The 25,843-nt window shown below is 39.5% G+C and carries 17 protein-coding genes; 13 read left to right on the top strand and 4 right to left on the bottom strand.

Annotated features, from left to right (window positions below):
• The first annotated feature begins 81 nt into the window (after positions 1-81).
• Complete coding sequence (locus ACFI34_RS11170; protein WP_462673538.1) at positions 82-576, top strand: hypothetical protein; 495 nt, start codon at positions 82-84, stop codon at positions 574-576.
• Positions 577-601: 25 nt separating this feature from the next.
• Here the strand turns inward: ACFI34_RS11170 and tyrR are convergent, their stop codons facing one another.
• The 4 genes from tyrR to bcsE form a co-directional block, all read right to left on the bottom strand.
• Entirely contained in the window at positions 602-2,158 is a 1,557-nt protein-coding gene (tyrR, locus tag ACFI34_RS11165; RefSeq protein ID WP_462673537.1) for a transcriptional regulator TyrR, read from the bottom strand.
• Positions 2,159-2,329: 171 nt separating this feature from the next.
• Positions 2,330-3,910: a cellulose biosynthesis protein BcsG gene (bcsG, locus tag ACFI34_RS11160; RefSeq protein WP_462673536.1), complete on the bottom strand. Its 1,581-nt coding sequence runs from the start codon at positions 3,908-3,910 to the stop codon at positions 2,330-2,332.
• The gene (locus ACFI34_RS11155) at positions 3,907-4,083 is read right to left on the bottom strand and encodes a hypothetical protein (RefSeq protein WP_462673535.1); all 177 of its coding nucleotides are present in this window, start codon (positions 4,081-4,083) and stop codon (positions 3,907-3,909) included. Before ACFI34_RS11155 ends, bcsG begins: the two co-directional genes overlap by 4 nt.
• 3 nt (positions 4,084-4,086) lie before the next feature.
• Positions 4,087-5,703 carry a cellulose biosynthesis protein BcsE gene (gene bcsE / locus ACFI34_RS11150; RefSeq protein WP_462673534.1) on the bottom strand — a complete coding sequence of 539 codons (1,617 nt, stop codon included), beginning with the start codon at positions 5,701-5,703 and terminating at the stop codon, positions 4,087-4,089.
• Positions 5,704-5,817: 114 nt separating this feature from the next.
• Between bcsE and bcsR the strand changes: the two genes are divergently transcribed.
• The 12 genes from bcsR (at position 5,818) to ACFI34_RS11090 (ending at position 25,841) form a co-directional block, all read left to right on the top strand.
• Positions 5,818-6,009 carry a BcsR/BcsP family cellulose biosynthesis protein gene (gene bcsR / locus ACFI34_RS11145; RefSeq protein WP_462673533.1) on the top strand — a complete coding sequence of 64 codons (192 nt, stop codon included), beginning with the start codon at positions 5,818-5,820 and terminating at the stop codon, positions 6,007-6,009.
• A gap of 39 nt (positions 6,010-6,048) precedes the next feature.
• On the top strand, positions 6,049-6,762 hold the full coding sequence (bcsQ, locus tag ACFI34_RS11140) for a cellulose biosynthesis protein BcsQ (protein WP_462673532.1): 714 nt from the start codon (positions 6,049-6,051) through the stop codon (positions 6,760-6,762).
• 2 nt (positions 6,763-6,764) lie between these two features.
• Positions 6,765-9,437 (top strand): UDP-forming cellulose synthase catalytic subunit, encoded by a 2,673-nt coding sequence (gene bcsA / locus ACFI34_RS11135; RefSeq protein ID WP_462673531.1) that lies wholly within the window; start codon positions 6,765-6,767, stop codon positions 9,435-9,437.
• Positions 9,430-11,676: a cellulose biosynthesis cyclic di-GMP-binding regulatory protein BcsB gene (bcsB, locus tag ACFI34_RS11130; RefSeq protein WP_462673530.1), complete on the top strand. Its 2,247-nt coding sequence runs from the start codon at positions 9,430-9,432 to the stop codon at positions 11,674-11,676. Before bcsA ends, bcsB begins: the two co-directional genes overlap by 8 nt.
• Positions 11,676-12,806: a cellulose synthase complex periplasmic endoglucanase BcsZ gene (gene bcsZ, locus ACFI34_RS11125; RefSeq protein ID WP_462673529.1), complete on the top strand. Its 1,131-nt coding sequence runs from the start codon at positions 11,676-11,678 to the stop codon at positions 12,804-12,806. The genes bcsB and bcsZ overlap by 1 nt, the downstream gene beginning before the upstream one ends.
• The gene (locus ACFI34_RS11120) at positions 12,797-16,615 is read left to right on the top strand and encodes a cellulose synthase subunit BcsC-related outer membrane protein (protein ID WP_462673528.1); all 3,819 of its coding nucleotides are present in this window, start codon (positions 12,797-12,799) and stop codon (positions 16,613-16,615) included. The genes bcsZ and ACFI34_RS11120 overlap by 10 nt, the downstream gene beginning before the upstream one ends.
• Positions 16,616-16,863: 248 nt before the next feature.
• Positions 16,864-18,348, top strand: coding sequence for a peptide MFS transporter (locus ACFI34_RS11115; protein WP_039037791.1), 1,485 nt, complete (start codon positions 16,864-16,866; stop codon positions 18,346-18,348).
• Positions 18,349-18,523: 175 nt separating this feature from the next.
• Entirely contained in the window at positions 18,524-21,277 is a 2,754-nt protein-coding gene (locus tag ACFI34_RS11110) for a metallophosphoesterase (RefSeq protein ID WP_462673527.1), read from the top strand.
• Between the two features lie 305 nt (positions 21,278-21,582).
• Entirely contained in the window at positions 21,583-22,629 is a 1,047-nt protein-coding gene (gene hppD / locus ACFI34_RS11105; protein ID WP_138527457.1) for a 4-hydroxyphenylpyruvate dioxygenase, read from the top strand.
• A gap of 135 nt (positions 22,630-22,764) precedes the next feature.
• Positions 22,765-24,078 carry a fumarylacetoacetase gene (fahA, locus tag ACFI34_RS11100; protein ID WP_462673526.1) on the top strand — a complete coding sequence of 438 codons (1,314 nt, stop codon included), beginning with the start codon at positions 22,765-22,767 and terminating at the stop codon, positions 24,076-24,078.
• A 142-nt stretch (positions 24,079-24,220) separates the two neighbouring features.
• Positions 24,221-25,381, top strand: coding sequence for a peptidoglycan DD-metalloendopeptidase family protein (locus ACFI34_RS11095; protein WP_462673525.1), 1,161 nt, complete (start codon positions 24,221-24,223; stop codon positions 25,379-25,381).
• Complete coding sequence (locus ACFI34_RS11090) at positions 25,371-25,841, top strand: bactofilin family protein (protein WP_462673524.1); 471 nt, start codon at positions 25,371-25,373, stop codon at positions 25,839-25,841. Before ACFI34_RS11095 ends, ACFI34_RS11090 begins: the two co-directional genes overlap by 11 nt.
• Positions 25,842-25,843 lie beyond the last annotated feature (2 nt).

Here is a 25,843-nt window from a genome sequence, read left to right as displayed (position 1 = left end):
ACCGAGTGTATCACAAGCACTTGCTAAGACGTATGTTCTCCCTTACTCTTTATTACTCATATATATAAAAATTAAATGCTTATGAAACCTCTACTACATATAATTACGTTTATTGGATTACTCGTACCAAGCTATTCAGCATTAGCTGATTTTTCATTACCCGGCAAAGGCACTATTACCTACCCTACGGGTATACAAAAAGAATTTGACTTTGGTTTTGCTTGGCAACAAAAAGCTGAACAATTTAAAATTGGCGCTAAAAGCTACAATATGCAAAGTATTCCAAATTCATATTCAGTGGCTATTACACTATCAAAAGATGAAAGCCAGGTATGGGTACAAGAGTTTAACAATGGTTTTATTGAAGGGTTTAATTGGCAAATTGGCGAGCATACTGTGTCACTTAAAAAGCAAAAATTTAGTGACCGAGTAAAAGGCGATTACGTTATAGAGTTAAATAACCGTAGTTACTTTTTTACCCGTAACAATGCCAGTATTGTTATAAACTTTAATGAAGACGGTATAGAAACTATTGCTATTGATGGTGTTACAAAAAACATAGGGACTAAAAGCTAGTCCCCTGTTTTAATTTTAGAATCATCTAAACCTTAACGGTTTTTCTGTTTATGCCGTAGTCACGCAACTTATTTGCCACTGCGGTATGACTAAGCCCTAAGCGTTTAGCGAGTTGCCTTGAACTTGGGTAAGCAGGGTAAAGTTTACGTAGTAATGTGGCTTCAAAACGTTTTACTGCTTGATCAAGCGTTCCCTCAAAGTCTGACTCCAAATACCCTAATTCATGCGTAAACGTAGGCAGTTGTAAATGCTCTAAACGTAACTCGCTATCATCTAACAATGAGACTGCGCGGTAAATAGCATTTTCAAGTTGGCGAACATTTCCAGGCCATGGGTATTCTTGTAAAAAGCTTAAGCACTCTTGTGATAATAACGGGATAGCATGGCCATTTTGCTGAGCATATTTTTGGATAAAATGCTCTGCCAGAGGACCCACATCGGCTTTGCGATCTCTTAGCGGCGCTATTTCGAGAGTTAATACATTAATTCGATAGTACAAGTCTTCTCTAAACACACCTTCTTGTACCATTGCGGGCAAGTCTTTTTGAGTAGCGGCTACAATACGAACATTAACCTTGACTTCGTTCTCATCGCCTACTTTTCTAAACGTTCCGTCTTGTAAAAAGCGCAAAAGTTTAGTTTGTAGCTGGGTCGACATTTCACCCACTTCATCTAAAAATACAGTACCGCCGTCAGCTTGCTCTAGTACACCGCGTTTAGGAGCTGCATTTTCTTCGTAGCCTGCATAACCAAAAAGCTCAGACTCCGCTACATCATCAGGTAACGACGCGCACGAAAGCGCAATAAACGGCTTAACAGAACGGTTTGACGCATAATGACACGCTCGCGCAAGTAACTCTTTACCTGTGCCCGTTTCACCCGTGATGAGTATGGGTGCTTCTAACTGTGCCATTTTTCGTGCTTCACGCACAACACGGCGCATAGCAGTACTAAAGTTATGAATGGTGGCAAAGCTTTCTTGTCCGTAGCGTCTAAATGCACTAACTTGCTGGCCTAAACGACTTTGCGACTTAATGTTAATAACCGCACCAGCTAAAACATCGCCTTCACTGCCTTGTGGTACGGCAATTGGTAAAATATCGGCAATAAAGTCTTCGCCAGCTACTTCAACTCGGGTGGTTTGGCCTAACACTTCCTTGCCCTCTAACCAACGCGTAAAGTTAAAGCCCTTTAGTAGGTTGTTTATGTTAGCGCCAATAACCTCTTTTTCACTTAACTGCAGGTCTTTACACGCAGCATCGTTGCATAAACGAACCCAGCCCTTAGCATCAATAGAAATAACACCATCAGGTAATGCACGTAACAAGGTATTTAATTCGTTATGCTCTCGCTCAGAAGGGAGAAATGCGGTAGTGCGTACATCATGCACACCATCAATCAGACGGATAGAAGGCATGATTTTTTGAAACTGCTCAAACTCTATTTCTGGAAAGCTCACATACATACGGCAATTGACAGAATCGACCTCAATACCTTTTAAATCAACACTGTAGTTAACTAAAATATTAAGGATTTCTTGGGCTATACCGATCCTATCAGCACAGTGAATATCTAGACGCATACATCCTCAAAGCAGGAAAAACTAAATTAGCCGAATAATACGCTAAGTCGCTTTGATAAGGTAGCTTATTGTAAACATTTTTGGACAAATCTGCGTTTAAATTAAGCCATAGGAATAACAGCCTAAACACGCTACACAGCAGAGCTAGCCTGCTGCATAGCTAGATTACTTTTAGCCTTGAGGGTAAGCAGACCATTCTTCGCCATCAAGTTGTATGTAAGGTCGTTTATTAACATACATCATGATTGTGCCCGCATTTTCAGCAACTTTTGGTGCTTTTGGCAAGTTTTCAACTAAATTGGCAATGCTGTTATTACCCCCAAAAACATTTGTCTCAAGTGTTTTTGCAACAATTTCAGATAAGGCAAAGTAACTAGTCGATTCGTTAATCATAATCTGCGAGTAGCTTTTAACGTCTGGGCCAATAAATTTAATAGCAGCTGGTACAGATACAATAGTAGGGCTGGGTATTTCACGAAGGCCAGCAAACTGTACTTTGTCACCCTTTAATGCTGCGCCATGTTCGGGTACTACCATTAGCATGACATTACGACCGCGCTTTTCAAGGTTTTGAATAAAACGATTAATATCAGATAATAAGTTAGCGTGCCTGATTGGGTAACTTTCAAGGCTATTCATACGTTTTTGATTAGCTAACTGGTTACCGTCGTGCAAACTTGTCGTGTTGTAGTACATTGCACACGGCTTACAATCGTCTGCCTCATTTTCAAGCCAGTTGTTTAATACTGCCCCGTCAGAGTAAATAGGGCTATCGTCAAAACCGTATTGCGCTACTGGAAGCGAATCAATATTAAGTGGTTTATCGTTTAGGCCACCAAAGCGATTAACCAAGCCTTTAAAGTCATCGAAGTGGCCATCGTGGTTCATCACCACGCTACTTTGATACCCTAATTTTTCTAAGTTTTTAAATAAATAGCACTGCTCTGGTGCATCATTAAATAAAGCCGTTTGGCTTGTTTGCCCACAACTTGCGCGTAAAAGCCTAATAGCTGCAGGCCCACTGTAAGATGTTGCTGAGTTAAAATCTGAAAACACCACATCAAAATCATTAAACATATCTTCAACACTAACGCCAATAGCGTTCAAGTCATCAATCGCCATTGAACAAATATTTAAAACGATGACATCGAACAGTTCGCCATTTACTTGTGATGGAAAGTGACTCACTAGGTGACTTTGTTGCTGGTAAAAATCAGTGAGTTTTTGACCCGGTGTTTGAGTAGCGCGAGTAATAACCTGTGTTTGTTGCTCGGGTGAGTTATATATGGCGGTATTCGCTGAGTTGTTAATAGCAACTGGTGGCGTTTGTTCGCTGTCTCCCTGCCAGCCAATAACGAGTAACCCCACAATTGTGATAGTTGTAAAACGTAACCATTGCGATGTGTACCAAAAGCAGACTGTGATAACAAATAATGCCAATAACATATCAACACTAATTACACGTGCTAAAAGTTCAAAAAAATAGCCAAAGCTGAAATCTTGAACATTACCAGCTTGCTTTGTCAGCCTATTTATCGGGGGCAACCAAGAGTCTTGGTAAAGTATGATAATCGCAAAAATACCACCAAGTACATGTTTTAACTTTTCAAAAGTCGGTTTATTAAATTTGATTGCTAAAAGTGCTGCAAGGGCTGCATTGGTTAATACATTAAAATCAATTGCGCCGTAATAAAACAAGGCAAATTTAGCTAAGAAATAAAGATTCCACGCTCCTAAACCTGATAATTTCACTGCTCATCCTTCTCTTTTTTATTCGGTGTATAAGGTTCAAGTACTTCGTGTTTAAAAGTAAGCTTGTAATAATATGTTTTTACTCTGGCCAATATTTGAGTTGCCGACATACAAAGCACAATACCGACTATAATCGCCAAAATAACGGTAATAAAAAGCTGATTAATACTCATTGGTTAAGCCTTTAACCTCATTACAAATGACACAGCATCGGGGCGCGCATCATTTGTAAACTCAGGTGTTTCTAATGCCTCTGTAATATTTTTTGACACACCGGGTTCAAACTTATAGCTATCATTCTCTGTTAACTGTTTAGAATAATCAGTAACATGTTTACCGCTATAAAGCCGTCTTAATTGCTTACATTCTTGCTGTATATGAAAATGATCTGAAATAACATTTTGCTGCACAAAAAAGTCACTCGTTTGTAGCTTGAATAAATGCTTAATTGCATTATTTACGTCGTTCTCTCTACACGCATGCAAGTACAAATACACGGTGTTATCTGCAAGGCTAAATACATCCCCTTCACGCTTAATATGAAACAAGTGTAAAGGGTGAATGGGCTCTATGCGGGGTAATAACTCAAGCTTAACCAACACGCCGCTAACACCCAGATTAACAGCAGAGTCACTATGAACCTCTACTTGGCGCGTAAATTCATCAAAAGGTAGATAGCCTTTAGAAAACGTATTTTCAGTATATTTCAGAACGTGCTCGACAGATGGCGGTAACGGTCTAGAAAATTGAAACCCTTGAATAGATTGAATTTGAGATAATAATCGCGAAGGTTCAGAAAAGCTATACAAAATAAGGTTAACGCCTAACGTTAAAAATAAACATTCATCTTGATGGCGAATAACGCCATCAACATTTTGTACTACCAATTTCAACCAACGACCGCAGCTTTTTCTAAGTTCAAAGCACTGTTTACCTAGTAGCGCTAAATCTGTGTAACGCGTAACAGCAAACACCAATGTAGCCGCTTTTAATTTGGGGCCTTTGTCGAACAATTCATTATTGTCTTTTGCGGTATAATAATGCGTAGGCAATTTTGTACCGATTGGTACCGCGCTTTGTACTAACCAGACATCGTCTTCATCTGGAAAATGCGAGCCATTGAATATTTTTTGATCGTTTACAGTGCCCTCTTGTACCAAAAACTGATTACCTTCAAGCGACAGTTGAAACTGCATATCAGCAAATACACCCGTAGTGTGGTGCCAATAATCGTACTCTAAAACGCGGGTAGCGGAATCATTATCTACAAAAATTAGTCCATCAAAAGATTTATTAAGCTGCCTTATTAAAAATCGATAGTGTGTTACTTCTGGACCAGATAGCAAAAATAATAAGGTAACCCCTGTTTTTTTTGCAAACTCACTGTAATCGTTCATTATTGTTTTTGTGCTAGCTTCGGTTGCTGCACTAAGTAGCTCTGTGTTGAAGTGGATAAACACTAGCGCATTTTTTAATTTTTTATACGCGCCTATCTCTTTAATTATACCTTTGTTTATTCGCTCTATTGAGTAATGCTGTGTCTCAGATGAGAGAGAAAATGGATGAACTTTACTGCGTTTGTACGCAGTATTAATTGCTGCAGAAAATGACGACTCAAAGAAAGATTCAACGTCTTGAGAAACAATGTAAATAGCGTTTGCGCAATTTTGGTTAATTGCATGTAAAGCAAATTCAACCACAAAATTGTCTAAAGGCGCTAAAACAGCATAACTTGAAGCCGATTTTAACTCCTTTGCAGCTGGCTCTAATCCAGGTATGTTAAAGTTATGCACTTAAAAAGCCCTTAAAAAAAATACTTTTTTACTAGTTTTGCCCGCTATTCTATATATAATAGACAAATATTGTCCACTTTTAATAAAATAAATATTACGCTTACGAAGGTTGTGATGAACAATTTAGCTACAAAAAGCTCACAAATACTCACATCAAGTGACATAGAAAACCTAGCTCGCCGTTTTGGTGGGAAAAGCGATGACTATATAGAAATTATGAATACACAAAAAAACCAAAAAACAATAAACAAATACGCGCTATTAAAAGAAATTGATGACGCAATAAAAACAACCAATAACCAATAACCAATAACAAATAACAAATAACATAAAGGCAGCGTTCCATTGCAACGGATTTTTGTAAAGGGTATTAAAGGAGGAATTGGCAGCACATCGGTCGTTGCCAATCTTGCGTGCGTATTAAAAAAATCGGATGTAGATGTTATTGCCATAGATTTAGACGCTAAAAGCGACCTTGGGTTGCATTTTGGCCTTAAGTGGACAGCCACAAAAGGGTGGAGCAACGAGAGTACTTTTGACGATGCGTTATTGCATTTTCGTAAAGACAGCGATGGCGTTCTTTTTTTACCCCATGGCGATAATGAAGCAACGTTAGATGAAATTATAGCCACAATTAACAATTGCAAAAAACTGGATTATAAGGAATCTGCTTGGATAATATTCGACTGCCCTTCACACATTAATATTTCTCACTACCCGTTAGAAGAAAACGATATTGTTATTGAGCTAGTCACTTGCGATGCAATTTGCCATAGCCTCATATACAAGCGCCTACAAACCCTTAAGTCAGTAGAGTCAAGTTGGAAACACTTTTTTGTTGTTAATCGTTACAACGCAGCCTCAGTGTTAGAATTTGATCTATCTTCTCTTTGGCAATCTACATTGCCATTTATGGCGCCGTTTTTTATCAACAGTGATGAAGTTATTAAAGAAGCCACAGCAAACCGAAATGTTGCACTTAATTGTGCACCATACAGTGTCGCTAATGATGACTTTGAAACACTTGCCGGGTGGCTTGTAAGTAAAGCGGCGTTGTAACAATGAGCTTTTCTCTTTTTTATAAACGGCCCATACACAGTACTCTGTATTTGCTGCTGAGCATATTATTTACTGATAAGCTTGTGCGTTACATTTTATTTAAATTTCATAGTTACTTTAACCAGCACAAGGTTAATGTAATTGAAGCATTTTTAATGCCCTTCATTACTTTGTTCGGTTCATTATTTGTAAATATAAAAAAGAACAAAGAAAACTTTGAACTAACCTTATATAACTATTACCCACACTTAAGGCTCCCTTACAGGTCCTTCATATACTCTAATATTGTGCGCTTTATAATTCAGACCATTTTTTTATTATTTACCGTCAACAAACCTAAAAGTAAATCTGTATCAATCAAAAAGCATGCAACAAATTATTTTTATGATTTGGTGAGCTACAGCCTAAGACAACTTCGCTGGTACGACCTTAAATTAGGCCAATTAATAAGGCGCCTTTTTTCCAAAAACAATAAGCCTAAAAAAAGTGCTTTTAAAACAATGGCCGACGCTCGTATTTGGCAAAATAAGTTAATTAAGTACATTGTAGTTGCGCTTATATTATTTTTGCTCGCAATCTTTGTAACCATTCCATTTAGCCTTGAAGCACAAGCCGTTTTTATTAGCTTTATATTACTGGTTGCTTACGCGCTAAAACGCGTAAAAGGTCATATGGCCACCATTGTAATGGTCACGCTTTCTGTCACTACATCTTCTCGTTACTTATGGTGGCGCTATACCGAAACACTTAACTGGGATGATCCACTCGCATTAACATTGGGTGCAGGTTTATTACTTGCAGAAACATATGCGTGGATGGTGCTTATTTTAGGTTTCTTTCAAACAATTAATCCACTTGAAAGAAAACCCGTAATGCTGCCAAAAAATACTGACTTATGGCCTACGGTAGATATTTACATTCCCACTTACAATGAACCATTAAGTGTTGTAAGGCCCACTACCCTTGCTGCATTAAGTATTGATTGGCCGGCAGATAAATTAAACGTGTATATTTTAGATGATGGTAAACGCCCTGAATTTGGTGAATTTGCCAAACAAGTGGGTGCAGGTTATTTAACAAGGCCAGATAATAACCATGCAAAAGCGGGTAACATGAATAGTGCTATGCGCTATACCAACGGTGATTACATCGCTATTTTTGATTGCGACCACGTACCTGCTCGTTCATTTTTGCAAATGACCATGGGACAGTTTTTAAAAGACAGTAAAGTGTGTTTAGTACAAACACCACATCATTTTTTCTCAGCAGATCCATTTGAGAGAAATTTAAATAACCACAGTCAAATTCCAAACGAAAACATGTTGTTTTACGGGCTTATTCAAGACGGAAACGATATGTGGGATGCCACGTTCTTTTGTGGTTCGTGTGCGGTACTCAAAAGAGAAGCGCTTGATGAAATTGGTGGGTTTGCTTTTGAAACCGTCACCGAGGATGCACACACTGCGCTGCGAATGCAACGCGCAGGTTACAAAACGGCTTACATAAATATTCCACAAGCGGCAGGACTTGCCACTGATAGTTTATCGGCTCATATCGGCCAGCGAATTCGTTGGGCCCGTGGTATGGCGCAAATATTTAGGCTCGATAACCCGCTTTTAGGTAAAGGCTTAAACATACCTCAGCGACTTTGTTACTTAAACGCTATGCTGCATTTTTTATCCGGCATTCCACGCATTGTATTTTTGACGGCGCCCCTGGCACTCATCTACTTTAATGCATACATTATTTATGCGCCATTTTTAGCTATTTTTATCTATGTTGTACCGACACTTATTCAGATAAAAGCAACTAACTCACGAATACAAGGTAAGTATCGCTATTCGTTTTGGGGCGAAGTTTACGAATCTGTGCTTGCTTGGTACATATTAAAGCCAACAACGGTTGCTTTATTTAACCCAAACAAGGGTAAATTTAACGTTACCGAAAAAGGCGGCTTAAATGACAAAGAGCATTATGACTGGGGAATCTCTAGGCCCTATCTTGTTTTACTCGCCATTAATTTAGTAGGTATGTTAGTTGGTGTTTTGCGCCTGTTTTTTGGCGACCCTACACAGATTGGTGTGTTACTAATTAGTATGGGGTGGGCGCTTTATAACATTATTATTTTAGGGGCTGCCGTTGCGGTAGCTGCAGAAGCACGTCAGGTTAGGCACTCTCACCGTATTAAAGCAAATTTTCCAGCGGGTGTTCGTTTAGCAAATGGACATACGCTAAAAGTAAAAATTACAGATTACTCAGACAACGGCGTGGGTATAGAAACCGACCATGCGCATTCTTGTCGCGTAAACGATAAAATAGAATTATTAATGAGCCGTGGTAATAAGCAGTTTTCCTTCACTACCCATGTTTGTAATACTCGGGGTAATCAAATTGGCTTAACCATTAAAGATTTATCTCTTGAAAAACAGCGCGCGTTTATACAATGTACATTTTCACGAGCAGATGCCTGGCTTGACTGGCAAAATAACTTTAGACATGACCGCCCATCTTACAGTTTTAAAGAAGTGCAAAAAACGAGCCTTAGAGGCTTTAGTAACCTGCTCTTCCACGCGCCAAGAGCGCTTCAACCGACTATTCAGTTCATAACTAATATAGTTGTGTACATAAACTCATTTACCCCAAAAAGACCAATAGTGCATAATAATTATGATTAAAAAGTTGCTAAATACACTCCTAACATTGTCACTTATTTGTAGTGTGCATATTGCACACGCGGTTGAGCCATTACAAAATAAATCAATGTTCATTAATGGATACCCTGAGAGCGCTCAGGTGTCGAGTTTACGCTTAGAGTTTGAAGCGTTAGGCTTTACAGGTTTTAGGCTCAACGGGGTAAATAATAACTCCCGCGTTGACTTTACAAACCGAATAGATAAATTGAGCACCAATTTAAAGCTTAACTTTTCGTATACTAACTCGCCTTCATTAATCGCGAATGTTTCGCACTTAAAAGTATACTTTAATGATAATTTAGTCACTGTTTTACCTATTAACGAACAACTTAGTATTGTAAAGAACACAGTGCAGCATAGCCTCGATCTTAACGCTAAATACATTCAAGATTACAACCAAGTCCGTTTTGAATTGGTTGGTTATTACGACCTTAGATGTCAAGATTACTTCAGCCGTACTATTTGGACAGAAATAAATAAATCAAGCAATATAACGCTCGATCAAAAGCAACTTGCTATCGATAGCCGTTTAGAATACCTCCCAGAGCCGTTTTTTGATGAAAAGGATTACAACAAGCTTAACCTTCCATTTGTATTTGCTAAAACACCCAATACCCAAGCTATTGAGGCAGCAGCAACGCTATCGAGTTGGTTTGGAGCACAAGCTGATTGGCGTGGATTTAATTTTCCGGTAACGTTAAATAAATCGCCTGACCAACACAGTGTGATTTTTATTACTAATGATTCAAAACCTGATTTTTTGAAAGATTACCCAGATGTTGAAAAACCAACGATTGAAATCATTTCAAACCCATTTAATCGTTACTATAAAATGTTACTTATATTGGGCCGTGATGAAGCTGATTTAAAAACAGCGGTGACTGGCCTTGCATTTGGCCACAAAGTAATGACAGGAAGAAGCGCAAGTATTGAAGCCATAAATCAGTTGCCACTTCGAAAAGCGTATGATGCACCACGCTGGCTTAGAAGCGATCGTCCAGTGCATTTTGACGAGCTTATTGACTACCCTACGCAACTACAGGCGCAAGGTCTTAATAATGGTCCTGTAAAACTAAACATTCGCTTTGCACCTGACCTATTCACGTGGCGTGAAAGAGGAATACCTATTACTCTTCAGTACCGTAGCACGCCAGAATCAGAAGCCATCGACTCTCGTTTAAATATGCTTATAAACCAAGAATTTATAAGTGGTTTTTTACTAGACGAAAACAACGATTTATTACAAACAACTCAAATGTTGTTGCCACTAGTTGCCAATACAGACACCACACAAAGCACAGAAGGCTTTTCTGTAAATGGCATTAATTTAGCTAACAGAAATGAGCTTAACTTTGACTTTAGGTTTGGGGTCCTCAAAAAAGGCGAATGTGCTGTTGCACCTCCTGGCGGTGAGTTTGGTGTTATTGATGGCGACTCAAGTATTGATGTAAGCGGTTTTGACCATTACATTGCTCTGCCAGACTTAAATGTATTTGCTAATAGTGGGTTCCCATTTACCAAATATGCTGATTTACAACAAACACTTGTGCTTATTGATGAAAACCCAACACCTAATGCTTTAACCGTTTTATTTAACTTAACGGGTCACTTTGGCGCGATCACTGGTTATCCAACCCATAGAATGAGTGTTGCTCATTTAAATGAGGACACTGATTTAGATGATAAAGACATACTCGTTATTGCTAAACCTAACAGTATTGCTAATGACTTAGATGAAGATGCACAAACAAATGTTTTACTGAATAATAATCAGCGCGCAATTAAACAAGCGATTTATAATGGTGCATACGACGAACAAACGACCGATAAAGTAGAGGTTAGTATTAAAAGTAGTGGCGATATGGCTGTTATAACAGGGTTTCAATCACCGTTTGACTCAGACCGCTCTATCGTCTCTTTGAGTGCTACTACTCAAAATGCATTTACTATACTTGACGATGTTCTAATGAACTCAGAAAAATTAGCCCAAATAAATGGTAGTGCAGCCATTATCAACTCACAGGGTATTAAAACCATCCAAGTAGATGAACAATACTTTGTAGGCCATATTCCAGTCCATACATTAGTGTGGTTTCACTTATCTGATCATCCATTTATTTTGGCATTATTGTCTATTTTAACGCTATTGCTGATCTCATTTATATTATGGCGATTATTACAAGCACTAACTTACAAGCGTTTAGCTGAAGGAGACGAATAATGAAATCACTCGTTAATATGTTTTTTACTGTGATGGCACTATTTGCTTTCAATGCCAACGCACAAGTTGAACAGTGTGAACCTTGGCAGTCGTGGCAAGTGTTTAAAAATCATTTTATAAGCCAAGACGGCCGCGTTATTGACTTGGGCAGTGATCAAAGTATCACAACCTCAGAAGGCCAATCATATGCACTATTTTTTGCGCTAATTGCCAACGATAAAGCCGCTTTTGATTCTGTTTTAAATTGGACCCAAGAGCATTTATCAGAGGGCGATTTAAGTACGCGTTTACCAGCATGGAAATGGGGACTAGATAAAAACCGCGTAGGGGGGATTTTAGATTCAAACCCTGCGTCAGATTCAGACCTATGGATTGCCTACAGTTTATCGCAAGCGGCAATTTTATGGGATGAACGCCGCTATAGTATTTTAGCCGCAGTGCTTGCTCAACGTATAATCAGAGAAGAAACCGCCTACATAACGGGCCTTGGCCTGTCTTTACTCCCCGCGCCTGCCGGTTTTGAGTTTGACAATGAGCGCTATAAGCTAAATCCTAGCTACTCGCCGTTATTTATTTACCAGCAATTTAAAAAGCTTTATCCACATTCACCGTGGCACCAACTGCACGAAGGATCAGCTAAGTTAATTTTAGATACCGCAAAGCAAGGCGTCAGCCCTGATTGGGTTATGTTTGATTCAAACCGCGGTTTTTACTACGACAGAAAAAATTCAGATTTAGGTAGTTATAACGCAATTCGTGTTTACCTTTGGGCAAGTATGATGGCAAAAGATGCGCCCTACAAACAAGAGCTTATTGCTCAGTTTGCACCGTTTGTGGACACTATTAAAGAGCGTGGCCATGTTCCTTTAAATACGTACGCTCAATCAGGTAAATCTGAAAAAAGAGGACCTTTGGGCTTTAACGCTGCCCTGTTGCCTTTGTTAGCAGAGCAAGGTAATGATGAGCTAGTAATGGCCATTCAGCAAAAGCTAATGATTGATAAGTCTTTTACGCAAACACGTTATTACGACAGTGTATTGCATTTATTTGGTGAAAGTGCTGTAAACAAGCGCTTTAAAATAACGGCTGATGGAACGCTACAACCTACTTGGAGCACTGAATGTCGTTAAGGTTGGCCTTAGCTTGTACATTGGCACTAAGCACTAATTTAAATGCCGCAACAATAAATGATATTGATACACAATCGGTTGATTGGTTATTAAACCAAATTAGTATTGGTGAAGCACAACAAAACAAAAGACTTGTTGAAGATAGCCTGCAAAAATTGGTTGCAATTGCCCCTACGCGAATAGAAACGCAATGTGCGCTTGCACATTACGACTTTACGAATGGCAATACAGACCAGGCAAACTTGTTATTAAATAAGCTTGATAACCAACTAACACAACAAACACCTTGCGTAAAAAAACTCAAGGTTATGTCTCGTATTCAAGGTAAAGACAAGGCAGTAATTCAAGAAGCAAAGCTCCTTGCTCGTGCCGGCAGATATGAACAAGCACGTCAAATTTACAATAAAATATTTAATGATGTTTATCCTACTTTAAACTTTGAGCTTGAGCATTTAAGCTGGTATGCACAAGACAGCGCTCAATGGCAAGGGGTTAAAAATGGTTACAAGCAATTATTAAAACGCTATGACAACCTAGGCACTATAGAAGTTGCTTATGCCAGACATTTACTAAGACGTAACCCACGCGATAAAGCAGCTATGCGTATTTTAAGTAAGTATGGATCGACATCAGGTTTTAGTGATGAAGTTGAAGGTATTTGGCTCTCTGCACTAAAAAATATGCCAATAAACAGTAATACTGACAAGCAATTTCAGCAATACTTTATACTTTACCCGTTTAGTAACAAGGGAGAGTTACAGTATCAAGATTTTAAAAAGCAATTAAAAGCACGCCAAAAATTATTAGCCGACCCGGCTTATCAGCTTTGGTTAAAAGGCAATAAGCTACTCGAACAAGAAAGGTTAAATGCAGCAGAACCTCTTCTATTAAAAGCATTAAAAGGCCGCCCTACTGACGGCGAAATCATGAACAGCTTAGGCATACTTTACCTACAACTAGGTGAGCATGGTAAAGCCTATAACTATTTTACACGTGCACAAAAATACACTGCCGACTTTGCAGAGCGAAATACCCTTAAAAGTATGGCTAAAACAGCTAAGTTTTGGTTGTATATTCGCCAAGCAAGAGACGCTATAGATAGCAGTGAATTTAGAGTTGCTAAACTAAAACTCGATTTAGCCGCCGCATTAGAAGAAGAACCTAATACCGTATTGGCAAATCGTGGCACCTTACAATTTGCCCAAGGGCTATATTCACAAGCTGCGCTTACCTACCAAGTGGTGCTTAAAAGCGAGCCTTTAAACGAAGGCGCCCTATTTGGTTTACTTGAAATTGCAAAGCTTGAACAAAGTGAAAAAACGCTCACCTCTTTTTTTAATCGACTTTCATTTTCACAAAAAGAAATATTAAGAGCGTCATATTTAAGCTCATTAAGTAGCGTGTATAGAGCTAAGGCAACAAAGCTAACTGAAGCTGGTGAATTAGAAGAGGCTGAAAAAATATTAAAAGAGGCTATTCAAGCAACACCAGAAGAGCCTTGGTTATATTACGACTTAGCGTTTATATATCAACAAAAAGGACTCACCGACAAAGCTCGCTCATTGTTTAATAATGTATTGTGGCAATTTCCGCTAAATTCACAGCTTAGGTATAGCCATGCACTGTTTTTGCGTGCTTTAGACGATTACCAAGGTGCGCTTGCTACGCTTCAGTATATTCCATTTAAATCTCGCGATGCTGACATTGTATCTCTTGAACAACAGTTACAACTTAATGAGTCTTTAGCACAAAGCGAGCGTTTTATTAATTCTCAAAATAAAGCGGCTGCTATTTATCATTTAAGTGCGTTAGAAGCGCAAAATTTAACCCCACCAATGAAAGCTGAGCTAGCACGAAGCTGGTTTAGCATAGATGAACAAAACCACGCTTTAAAACTCATGCGTGACGCCTTAGCTGAAGACACCTCATTATCAGCCTATTGGCATATGTTGTATGGAGAATGGCTTTTAGCACAGGGTAATAAAGCTCAGACTACGGATTGGTTTAATCGTTATAGGCTTCCTGAAAATGCCTCTGAGAGTGAAATAGATCAGTTTGTGCGATTACAAAATGCTTATTATTCTGAGTATTTTAATGGCAGTGACCTTATTGCCAAGCTAAATCAGCTTGATCAAAAATACCCCAGCTCACCGGCTACAACGACTGCGCTAATAAATGCAAACTTAGCACTTGATCAAAACCAATCAGCCATTATTTTGTATGAACAAAAAGTAAAAAATAATCAGCTAATTGAACCCCAAGCTTTAATAGCAATATCTAAAGCCTACAGAGCACTTGGGGATGATTTCCAAGCAAAAGAGGTCACACAACTCGCCATTGAACAAAGTACAACGCAAGAAGGTTATTTTCAGCGTCAAATTATGGAATCGTTAAACGATTTTAACTACGCAGGTGATGCCCTTTATTTAGCTGAACAACTTATTCAAAAAGCACCTAATGATTTAGAGCTTCGTTATTTAGGCGGGCAAGTTGCTGCTAATTTTAATGAAACAGAGCAAGCACAAACGTGGTACGCACAAACGCTTTCACCTAATCGTCAACTAAATGAAAAAGAACTCTACGCATCACTTTCACGCATTAATGAAAACGACCAGTGGTATATAAACGGCGCCAAACGAGAACTACTCAGCCAACAAAGCAAAAACCAAGCCTACATTGCTGTTGGTGTAAATTTTAGCGGACAAGTAAGCACTGAAAGTGAAGCCACATTGGGCGCTGGTTTAGTCCCTATTGAAGCGTACTTTCCGCTTTGGCAAGGGCAAGGCTTTGTAAAAATAGATCCTACAAATATTAGCGCGCAAACAACACGATTTGACGAGCAATTTGCTGGCAGTCGATACGGACAAGGCGCTTTGTGTATATTTACCTGTGGTATTGACGAGGTAAGTCCCGAGCAAGATGGCGTTGATATTGGCATTGGTTGGCAGAACGAAAACTGGCGCGTAGATATTGGCACAACACCACTGGGCTTTTTAATCGAAGACATTGTATGGGGTGTTAATTACTCGGACGACTTTGGTGACTTTGGCTATAGCCTTGAGTTAGAAAAACGACCAGTAACCAGCTCAGTACTCGCCTATGCAGGTCTTGAAGACGTTAATACTGGTAAAATTTGGGGGGGTGTTCGCTCAACCGGTTTAACCGCTAATGTTTCTCACGATTTAGGCGGCGATTGGGGATTTTGGTCTAGTGCTGACTTTACATTATATAAAGGTCAAAACGTAAAAGATAACCAGCGCTACCGCTTAATGGGCGGCACCTATTATCGCGTGATAAGCAATCAAGACCGCGAATTTACAGTGGGTGCAAGTTTATTGCATTGGGCGTATAAATTTAATTTAAGTGAAGAAACCTGGGGTCACGGCGGCTACTATAGCCCACAGAACTACATTGGGTTATCGGTTCCTTTAACCTACGATGCACGTTGGGGTGATGACTTTGTATACCGCGTAAAAACAGGCGTGTCGTATTCACAAACTAAAACGCAAGCCATCGACTTTTTCCCTAATGATCCTGACCTTCAAGCTGAAGCCTTTGTTCGCCAACTTGAAACCGGTGTAGATCCTGCCTTTGATTCAGATACAAGTGCGGGCGTATCGTACAACTTAGAAGGCAGCTTTGAATACAGAATAACCCCACATTGGTTCTTTGGTGGTTATTTAGCTATTGACCGTTCTGACTTTTACGAACCTAATTTTGGCCAACTGTATATCCGTTACTACTTCAATCCTGTCTACGGGACGCTCGAATTTCCGGGTACACCTATTATCCCTTATGCTGAGTTCTAACTTAGCATAAGGTGATACACCGCTCAGTACTTCCCCTCGCCTTGAGGTATATGTATACTTGAGCGCAATTGTAGCTAGGATAAGGGTGTGTCTCTTACCTTGTGGTGTTATAGCCATACAGCAAATCATTATCTTAGATACAAATAATATACTGGTGGTCGAGCACTTTAACCTTATAAACGGGCTAACTTAGCTAAAGCAAAAAATTATAAGGCCATCACAACAATTCTTTAAGTTAGGAAGTAAATATGAGTTCAGCTCCAGATAGTGGCTGGTTTGGCCACCCTAAAGGACTTTCGACATTGTTCTTCACTGAAATGTGGGAACGAATGAGTTATTACGGTATGCGAGCTATGCTCGTATTATTCATGACAGCAAGCTTACAACAAGAAGGCCTTGGCTTTACGGTTGCATCAGCGGCTGCTATTTATGGTTTGTACACAGGTGCGGTATACTTTTTAGGTTTGCCAGGTGGCTGGCTTGCAGATAGATTATTCGGTGGCCAAAAAGCGGTTTGGTACGGCGGTATTATCATTATGTGTGGCCATATTATTTTGGCCGTTCCGCATGAATATTCGTTTTTTATTGGTTTAATTTTTGTTGCTACAGGTACGGGCTTACTCAAGCCAAATATCAGTGCAATGGTAGGCCAGTTGTACAGCGATGCTGATGAGCGTCGTGATGGCGGTTACGCTATTTATTACATGGGTATTAACTTGGGTTCTTTAATAGGCTACTACGTATGTGGTTACTTTATGGAGAACGTAGGTTGGCACTGGGCATTTGGTGCAGCAGCTGTTGGTATGGCCATTGGTTTAGTACAATACAAACTTACCCTTAATAACTTACCAGAGCACAGCGCTTTACCTGCTAATCCATTAAGCGCTAAAGGCACTTCACGTACTTGGGGCGCTATCGCTTTGTTTGTGGCTGTTGTTGCGGGTGTTACCATAGCCGCTATGACGGGTGCCATTATTATAAACCCTTCAGTTGTAGCCGGTTATACAGCTGTTATATTTACTGTTATATTCTTTGTGTACTTTGGCCTTATTTATTTTAAAGGCAAATTAACAGGCGAAGAAAAGCAAAGAATGTGGGCACTATTTTTAGTCTGTGTTGCCTCTGCATGTTTTTGGTCTGGTTTTGAGCAAGCTGGCTCCTCATTAAACCTATTTGCCCGCGATTACACTGACCGACTTATTGGTACTTTTGAAATTCCAACTACATGGTTTCAATCTTTAAATTCAATATTTATTATTGTTTTATCGCCATTTTTTGCTGCGCTTTGGATAAACCTATCTAAAAAAATGATATCGCCTACTTACAGCGTAAAATGTGCATTTGGCTTGATTATTATGGCCTCAGGCTTTTTAGTCATGTTTATGGCAGCACATTATGCAGCAGAAGGCTTAAAAGTAGCGCCTTACTGGTTGGTTACTACGTACTTTTTACACACAGTGGGTGAGCTTTGTTTAAGCCCTGTGGCATTAAGTGCAGTGAGTAAACTGTCGCCTCGTCGCTATACGGGCCAGTTAATGGGTGTGTTTGTTTTAACTTACTCTATTGGTAATGTTATCTCGGGCATACTTGCAGGTAACTTTGATCCTAATAACGTTCAAGAGATCCCTACCCTATACTTACAAATTGCATTATTTAGCATTGGTGTAGGTATTGTTTTAGTGCTTATGAGCTTTAAAGCGAAAATATGGGAAAAACAAGGATTAGAGACCTAATTCGGTTAATCCTTTTGTACTAATAATTATTTACTGCATATTCCAAATGTAGTAACAAATAAAAAATGCCCCCATAATTGTTATGGGGGCATTTTTATACAGCTATGCTCCCATACTTTTAACTGATATTATGCATTAATAAATTGTTAAATTAGACACCCGAGGACTGCTGTATATGTTATTGGACAAGTTATTAAAAATAGCTGCAATACCATTTTTGCTCTTTATGTTAAGTGCATGCGGTGGTGCGAGTGATGCAGTAACGGTTAATCCAAACGATCCTGTTGAACCCGAGCCAACCCTACTTTCTTTAACTGCTGCTAACGGATTAAACTCAACGCTAGATAACGGCGGGTTTGAATTAATTATCCCTGCAAATATAGCTTCATCAAATAGCGAAATCACTTACGAAAAAACAACGCTAGATGATGCCAACGCACAGTTAAACATTATCTCTGATTTACACACTCTTATACCCGACCCTGACATTACATTTTCAGATTCTATTACTATTAGAATAAAAATACCTGAAGACTATGTACTCGGTGGGCAATTATTCATAGCCAGACAGTTAGGCCTAAATAGGTGGGAAACGATTACTAACTCAACCGTAAGCGATGATTATGTCAGTGCACAAGTGAACCAAGTAGGCACTTATGCAATTCAAATGCAGCGTAAAGAAGCATTCGCCGATATTGGTCCAACATGTGAAGCGAGCGCAACAACACAATCGGTACGCTTTGTTCATGTAGCAGACTTACATGCTCGTTTTGGGTATCAGGAACAATACTTTAGCCGTATTAAAGCCTATTACAATCAAGTCGCCAACCAAACACCACATACCCTATTTACCAATGGTGGTGACGATTATGAAAAAGGCACGGTAGCAGAGCAACTTTCACAAGGTACAGCAACCGAAGAAGCCATTAAAGCGATGCAGTTTGACATTCGTGTTGTGGGAAACCACGACTATGCATGGGGGCCAGAAAAACTACTGAGCTATTCGCAAGATGATAAAGCAATTGTGCTTGCAAGTAACACTCGCTATGAAGGGGAGCAACTTCAAGATTTTGCCGCTGTGAGCTTTGCAAAAGTGCAAGTGGGCTGTGTGACCTTAGGCGTATTTGGCATGACGTCGGTGCCATGGAATGAATTAGATGAGCCACAGCAAGACGATCCAATTCCTGATTTTATCAAACAATTTAAAATGAGCTGGGAATGGCAACAAGTCGCACAAAGCATTGTAAGCCAATACCGTGATGATGTTGATTACATGGTAATGCTAAGCCATTTAGGTGTAGGCCTAGATACCGATATGGCAACTGACGTTGAAGGCATTGATTTAGTATTAGGGGGCCATACTCATGGCGGCGAAAGCTTTGATACACTAGATAATGGCGCCATTGTTATTCAACCTGACTTTTATGCAAAAGGAATAACCGATTTAACACTTGAGTTTAATTTAGCTGATAAAACATCCCCTGTTGTGAACTATCAAACAATTGCCACTGAAACAATTACAGAACGTGATGACCCAACAAAGCAAGCCATTGATGAAATTATGGGGCGTTACGCACCCGATGCGCAAACCGAAATAGCTATTTCAGAAAACTACCCTAGTGCAATTGAGTTAGCTGAAATAACAGCATTAGCCGCGCAACACGAAAGCTCAATCACAGCTGCACTGTTAAACCCCGAACTGGTTCAAAAGCGTTGGACACCCGGCACGCTCACACAAGAAGATTTTCACGAAGCATTCTATGTAGAAAGACAGCCTTCAAATACACCCGGTTTTAACGCAATATATAAAGTGACAGTAACAGGTACAGACTTAACATCTATGTATGCAAGCCAACCTGACTGGTTTGCACTTACACCAGATAACATTCAAGCTACCAGCAGCTATGATGTTGCTTTATTTAAAGGTGCAGCGCTTAACCCTGAATTATTTTTTAATGGTGTTACATTTTCAAACGTAGAACCCATTGCCGAAGCATGGTGGTTACTAGATCAGTACGCCCGATTTAGAACAAGCCAGTGCTTATACCTAGATACCAACAATCAACTGTTTTCATGTACAAACGAAGAAAACATAACGGTATGGAATTTTGATAATACAGCAAGCCCACTTACAGCAGATTTTGGACCTTCAGTACTCAGTTACTTCGATCCTGAAGAAAAAGACTGGGGCCCAGAAGAAACTCAATATAAAACCACTACCGAACTCGGCATTAGTGATTTGAGTGATGGACCGTCAGGTGTAATGGCATTTTCAAGGCATGCACCAACCGAAGGCTTGCATATTACCTTAAACACACCCGCTAACGGCGATTATGCCGCTGATGGCATGGTTTCAGACTACACGCTTGTAATGGATTTATACTGGCCATCAGAAGGCCAAGATATTTATCGTGCGGTTGTCCAAGCCGATACTATTAACTACCTAACCGACGACGCCGACATATTTATTGACCCAAGTGGTGGTTATGGTAAATCAACCAGCGACAGCGGCTATTTTGGCAATACACAACCAGACTCTTGGCATCGTGTCGCTTTAGTATTTTATACGGCGCCTTCCAATGGCGTATTTGAAGTGTACATAGATGGCGAACTAGTGGGTGTAAAGGAAGATGGAGAAATAAACAACCGCTGGGCACTCAAAGACGCAGTACTGCTGTTTAATGATGACAACTTTGAAACCGAACCAGGCTATTTAAACGCCATGCTTTATGCTGGCCGTGCAATGAGCCGCGACGAAATAAAAAGCTTAGGTAATGCGCAGCAAAAACTGACTTACGAGCAAGCAACACGCGTACTTAATCAAACCATTGAACGCCATTACCAAGCGGCCCCTGAAATAAAACCAAACTTGTGGTTACAACAGCGTAGCAAGTTTTTTGGTGAACACACCAAAAACGTAAACAATTAATTACACTTAACCCTATTTCATACCACTCCACAAAAGAGAGTTTAGCCACTTAAACTCTCTTTTTTATTAATTTAAATCATAAACTTAACTAAAAACCAATAACGCTAACCGCTTATTTTTACAGCGTAAATGTTCTCCTCTGTATGCACTAAAAGCAAGTTCACCTTAAACGTCCTATAAAATTTACACACAGCCTAAATACTAAATACAGCGCAACGCTTCCCCTAAATCTTATTCTGGTTAATTATCTTGCCATTAACACAACAACAAATAATCACAGTGCTTACATTGTGGGAGTAATTAAAATGAGTGAAGTAACTAACTATTTAGGTTTAGTCGGTATTGAATTTACTGAATACGCCACGCCTGATGCAGATTACATGGACAAAGTATTTACTGACTTTGGCTTTTCAAAGCTTAAAAAGTTTAAAGGTAAAGACATTGTTTATTACAATCAAAACGATATTCACTTTTTACTGAACAACGAGCGTGAAGGTTTTTCAGCCGAATTTGCTAAAAGCCATGGCCCTGCAATTTGTTCAATGGGTTGGCGTGTTGAAGATGCTCAAAAAGCATTTGAAACTGCAGTAGAGCGCGGTGCAAAACCTGCAACCGATTCTACACACAAAAATCTTCCTTACCCTGCAATTTACGGTATTGGCGATAGCCTAATTTACTTTATTGACCAATTTGGCGATAAAGGCACTATTTACGAAAGTGACTTTGAAGATTTAGCAACACAAACTATTGTTGAAGACAAAGGCTTTAAGCGTATCGACCACCTAACTAATAATGTTTATAAAGGCACAATGGAAACATGGGCAAACTTTTATAAAGATGTGTTTGGTTTTACAGAAGTACGTTACTTTGACATTAAAGGTCAAAAAACGGCGCTAATTTCATATGCGCTTAAATCTCCATGTGGCACCTTCTCAATTCCAATCAATGAAGGTAAAGGCAATGACAACAACCAAATTGACGAGTACTTAGGTGAGTACAATGGCCCAGGCGTACAGCATTTAGCATTTTTAACTGACGATTTAGTTAGCTCGCTAGACAAGCTAGATAAATCAACGATTGCAACGCTTGATATTATCCCTGAGTACTACGACACCATTTTTGACCGTGTGCCGTGGGTAAAAGAAGACAAAGACAAAATTCGCGAACACCAAATACTGGTTGATAGCCAAAGCGAAAATTGTTACCTACTACAAATTTTCTCTAAAAACTTATTTGGCCCAATTTTTATTGAAATGATTCAACGCGTTGATGATGGCGGTTTTGGTGAAGGTAATTTCCAAGCGTTATTTGAATCAATTGAACGCGATCAAGAGCGCCGCGGCGTTTTATAATCTTTTTGAGTGAATTAAAAGCAGCGGCCTTCGCTGCTTTTTGTCGTTTTAATATTTAAAATGTATGGCTTAAAGTGCAAGTATGCTTAAATAAATACTCCATTGTTGCCATACAGTTAAACCAAAGGAAATGTAATGAGCCTAATTAACGAAACCCATGATATTAATTTAACAAGCTGGGTAGAGTCAGCGAATGTTGCCAATTGCGACTTTCCTATTCAAAACTTGCCATTTGCCGAGTTTCGTCGCAAAGGTACTAACGAAGAATTTCGTGGCGGTGTTGCGATAGGTGATCAGGTTATCGATCTTGCAAAACTAAGTGAGCTTAATGTATTTACAGGCGATGCTAAAACAGCACTCGATGCAGCTAGCGAATCAACACTAAATGCATTTATGGGTTTGGGTCAGCAATTTTGGTCAGCACTTCGTTTAGCCCTTTCAAAAGCATTACGCGAAGGCGCTGATTGTCAAAAAGATATTGCGGGCGTATTAATATCGCAAGCTGATATTGAATTTTCATTACCATGTCGTATTGGTGACTACACCGACTTTTACACCTCTATTTATCATGCAACGGCAGTAGGTAGTTTATTTCGCCCTGATAACCCACTATTACCAAACTATAAATGGGTACCAATTGGTTACCATGGCCGTTCTTCATCTATTGATGTGTCTGGGCAAACATTTCACCGCCCTAAAGGACAAACTAAAGCACCTGATGCTGAAGTACCATCATTCGGCCCATGTAAACGCCTTGATTACGAGCTAGAGCTTGGCATTTACTTAGGTAAAGGAAATGCGCTTGGCGATGCAATTGCAATCGAAAATGCAGAAAGCCATGTATTTGGTTTTTGTGTGTTTAACGACTGGTCTGCCCGCGACTTACAAGCTTGGGAATACCAACCATTAGGTCCGTTTTTAGCGAAAAATTTTGCATCAACAGTGTCTCCTTGGATTGTTACAACAGAAGCACTCGCACCTTACAGAACAAGTTGGACCCGTGATGAAAACGATCCTCAACCTATGGCATATCTAGAGTCTGCCGCTAATCGCGAGCAAGGTGCATTTGATATTCAAATGGATGTAAAAATTCAAACCGAAAAAATGCGTAGCGAAGGGCACTCTCCTACCCGCGTATCTACCTCTAGCTTTAAGCACTCTTACTGGACTGTTGCTCAAATGGTCACTCACCACACGGTTAACGGGTGTAACTTTATGCCGGGTGATATGCTGGGTTCGGGTACGCAATCAGGCCCAACACATGAAGAAGCGGGTTCTTTACTTGAGCTATCTCGTGGCGGTAAAGAAAAAATAACGCTAAGCAATGGTGAACAACGCAGCTTTTTAGAAGATGGCGATAACGTTATCATGCGCGGCTGGTGTGAAAAAGAAGGTTTTGCACGTATTGGTTTTGGTTCAGTTGAAAGCACGGTTTTAGCCGCAAAATAATCTCAATCAAACATACTTAAATGAAAGGGCTGCTTTTAAAAGCAGCCCTTTTTTATTAATTTTTGAACAGTTACAATTTTTTTCTGGCTTTTTAAGCTCAGATTGATACATTATTCCGGTTAGTAGCCAGTGTTTATATGCCATGTCAGTATTTATAAAGTCTTACAAAAAACTTTTTCCAGCTCGCCAACTCCTTATTCGTCAAAATGGCGAGGTTAAGCATGTTGTTTTAGCGCCTTGGTTACAACTTTTTGCAATAGTGCTTATTTTAGCAACACTTGTCTGGGTGAGCATTTCTAGCTTTCGTGTATACACACAAACTAACCATATCTCTGACATAGAAAAAAATCAGCTTAACAAACAAGCACTATGGGAACAAAAAGTTAGCGAGCAACAACGTCTTCACGAACAGCAACTCAAACAGCTAGTAACCCTTGAACAAAAACAAGCGCTACTTCAAAGTATGATCGAATCTTTACCTGCTTCAATTAGCCAAGACGTTATTCAGTTGAGTGAAGAGCTTGAGTCACCTATTAACGAAAATAAAAACGAATTTCATGAACCTTTAGTGGATGAAGCCCCAAATGTTAAGCAAGTTAATTTAGGTAAGCCTATTAGTTTTGAGGCGCGTTTGGCACATTTAAATGAGCAATATGAACAAAGCTTTAATTACCTAGACAAAAAAATAAACGAACGACATAACGCTATTTTAGCGATGCTTAAGGGCGCAGGCCTTGATGCCGCTTTGGAAAAACACCTAACAATTAACTCTTTGCATATTGCTCAAGGTGGCCCGTTTGATGTATTCGATGAAACAAATATACCCGGTCATTTTTTGGCTATAGTTGATAAGTTAGTTGCGTTAAATAATCTAGAAAATTTATTAACTGAATTACCTAACACCCTGCCCTTACCCGCTGCAAAATATTATATTTCAAGTAGCTTTGGCTTACGTAAAGACCCAATGAATAACCGCCGAGCATTTCACAAGGGCGTAGACTTAGCGGGTTGGCACAAAACCGAAATTTTTGCTCCGGCCGACGCTGTGGTTCTTCGTGCAGGGCGTAATGGCGGATACGGTAATTTTATTGAACTTGAACACAAAAATGGCTTAGTCACTCGCTTTGGCCACTTAAATAAAATAAAAGTAAAAAAAGGCCAGCACATTGCTAAGCACGATGTGATTGGTTTAATGGGGAGCACTGGAAGAAGTACCAGCACTCATTTACACTACGAAGTATTGGTTAATGGCGAACAAGTCAATCCTCTAAAAATAACAAAGGCGCTCTCTCGTGTTCGGTAGAAAAAAATCAACAAGTACTAACCTAAGAAAGGTTAATCACACCCCCTCTATTATTTCTGAAGATGTGCGCCTTACTGGCACTTTAATAAGCCAAGGTGAAGTTCAACTTGATGGTCGCATAGATGGCGACATTAAAGCCGAGCAGTTAGTTATAGGCTCCTCCGGTGTAGTTGAAGGAATTGTTGAAGCAGTAGGCATTGTTGTTAAAGGCACTGTTATTGGCTCTATCAATGCAAGCGAAGTAAAAATACAAAGTGGTGCCCATGTTCATGGCGATGTGTTTCATGACTCATTGAGTATTGATGCTGGCGCTGTAATTGAAGGCAACTTAAAGCAACGCACTGAAAAAGAAACAGTAGAATTAACTGCTGAACCAATTGAAACAGAAGTAAAAACACTGATTGAAGAAGATGACAGCGGCTTGTCGTTTGTAAATAAACAAGCCACAGATAAAAGTTAGCG

The organism is Pseudoalteromonas sp. PSi26 (assembly GCF_054960575.1).
This window is presented reverse-complemented; position numbering and strand designations above follow the sequence as displayed.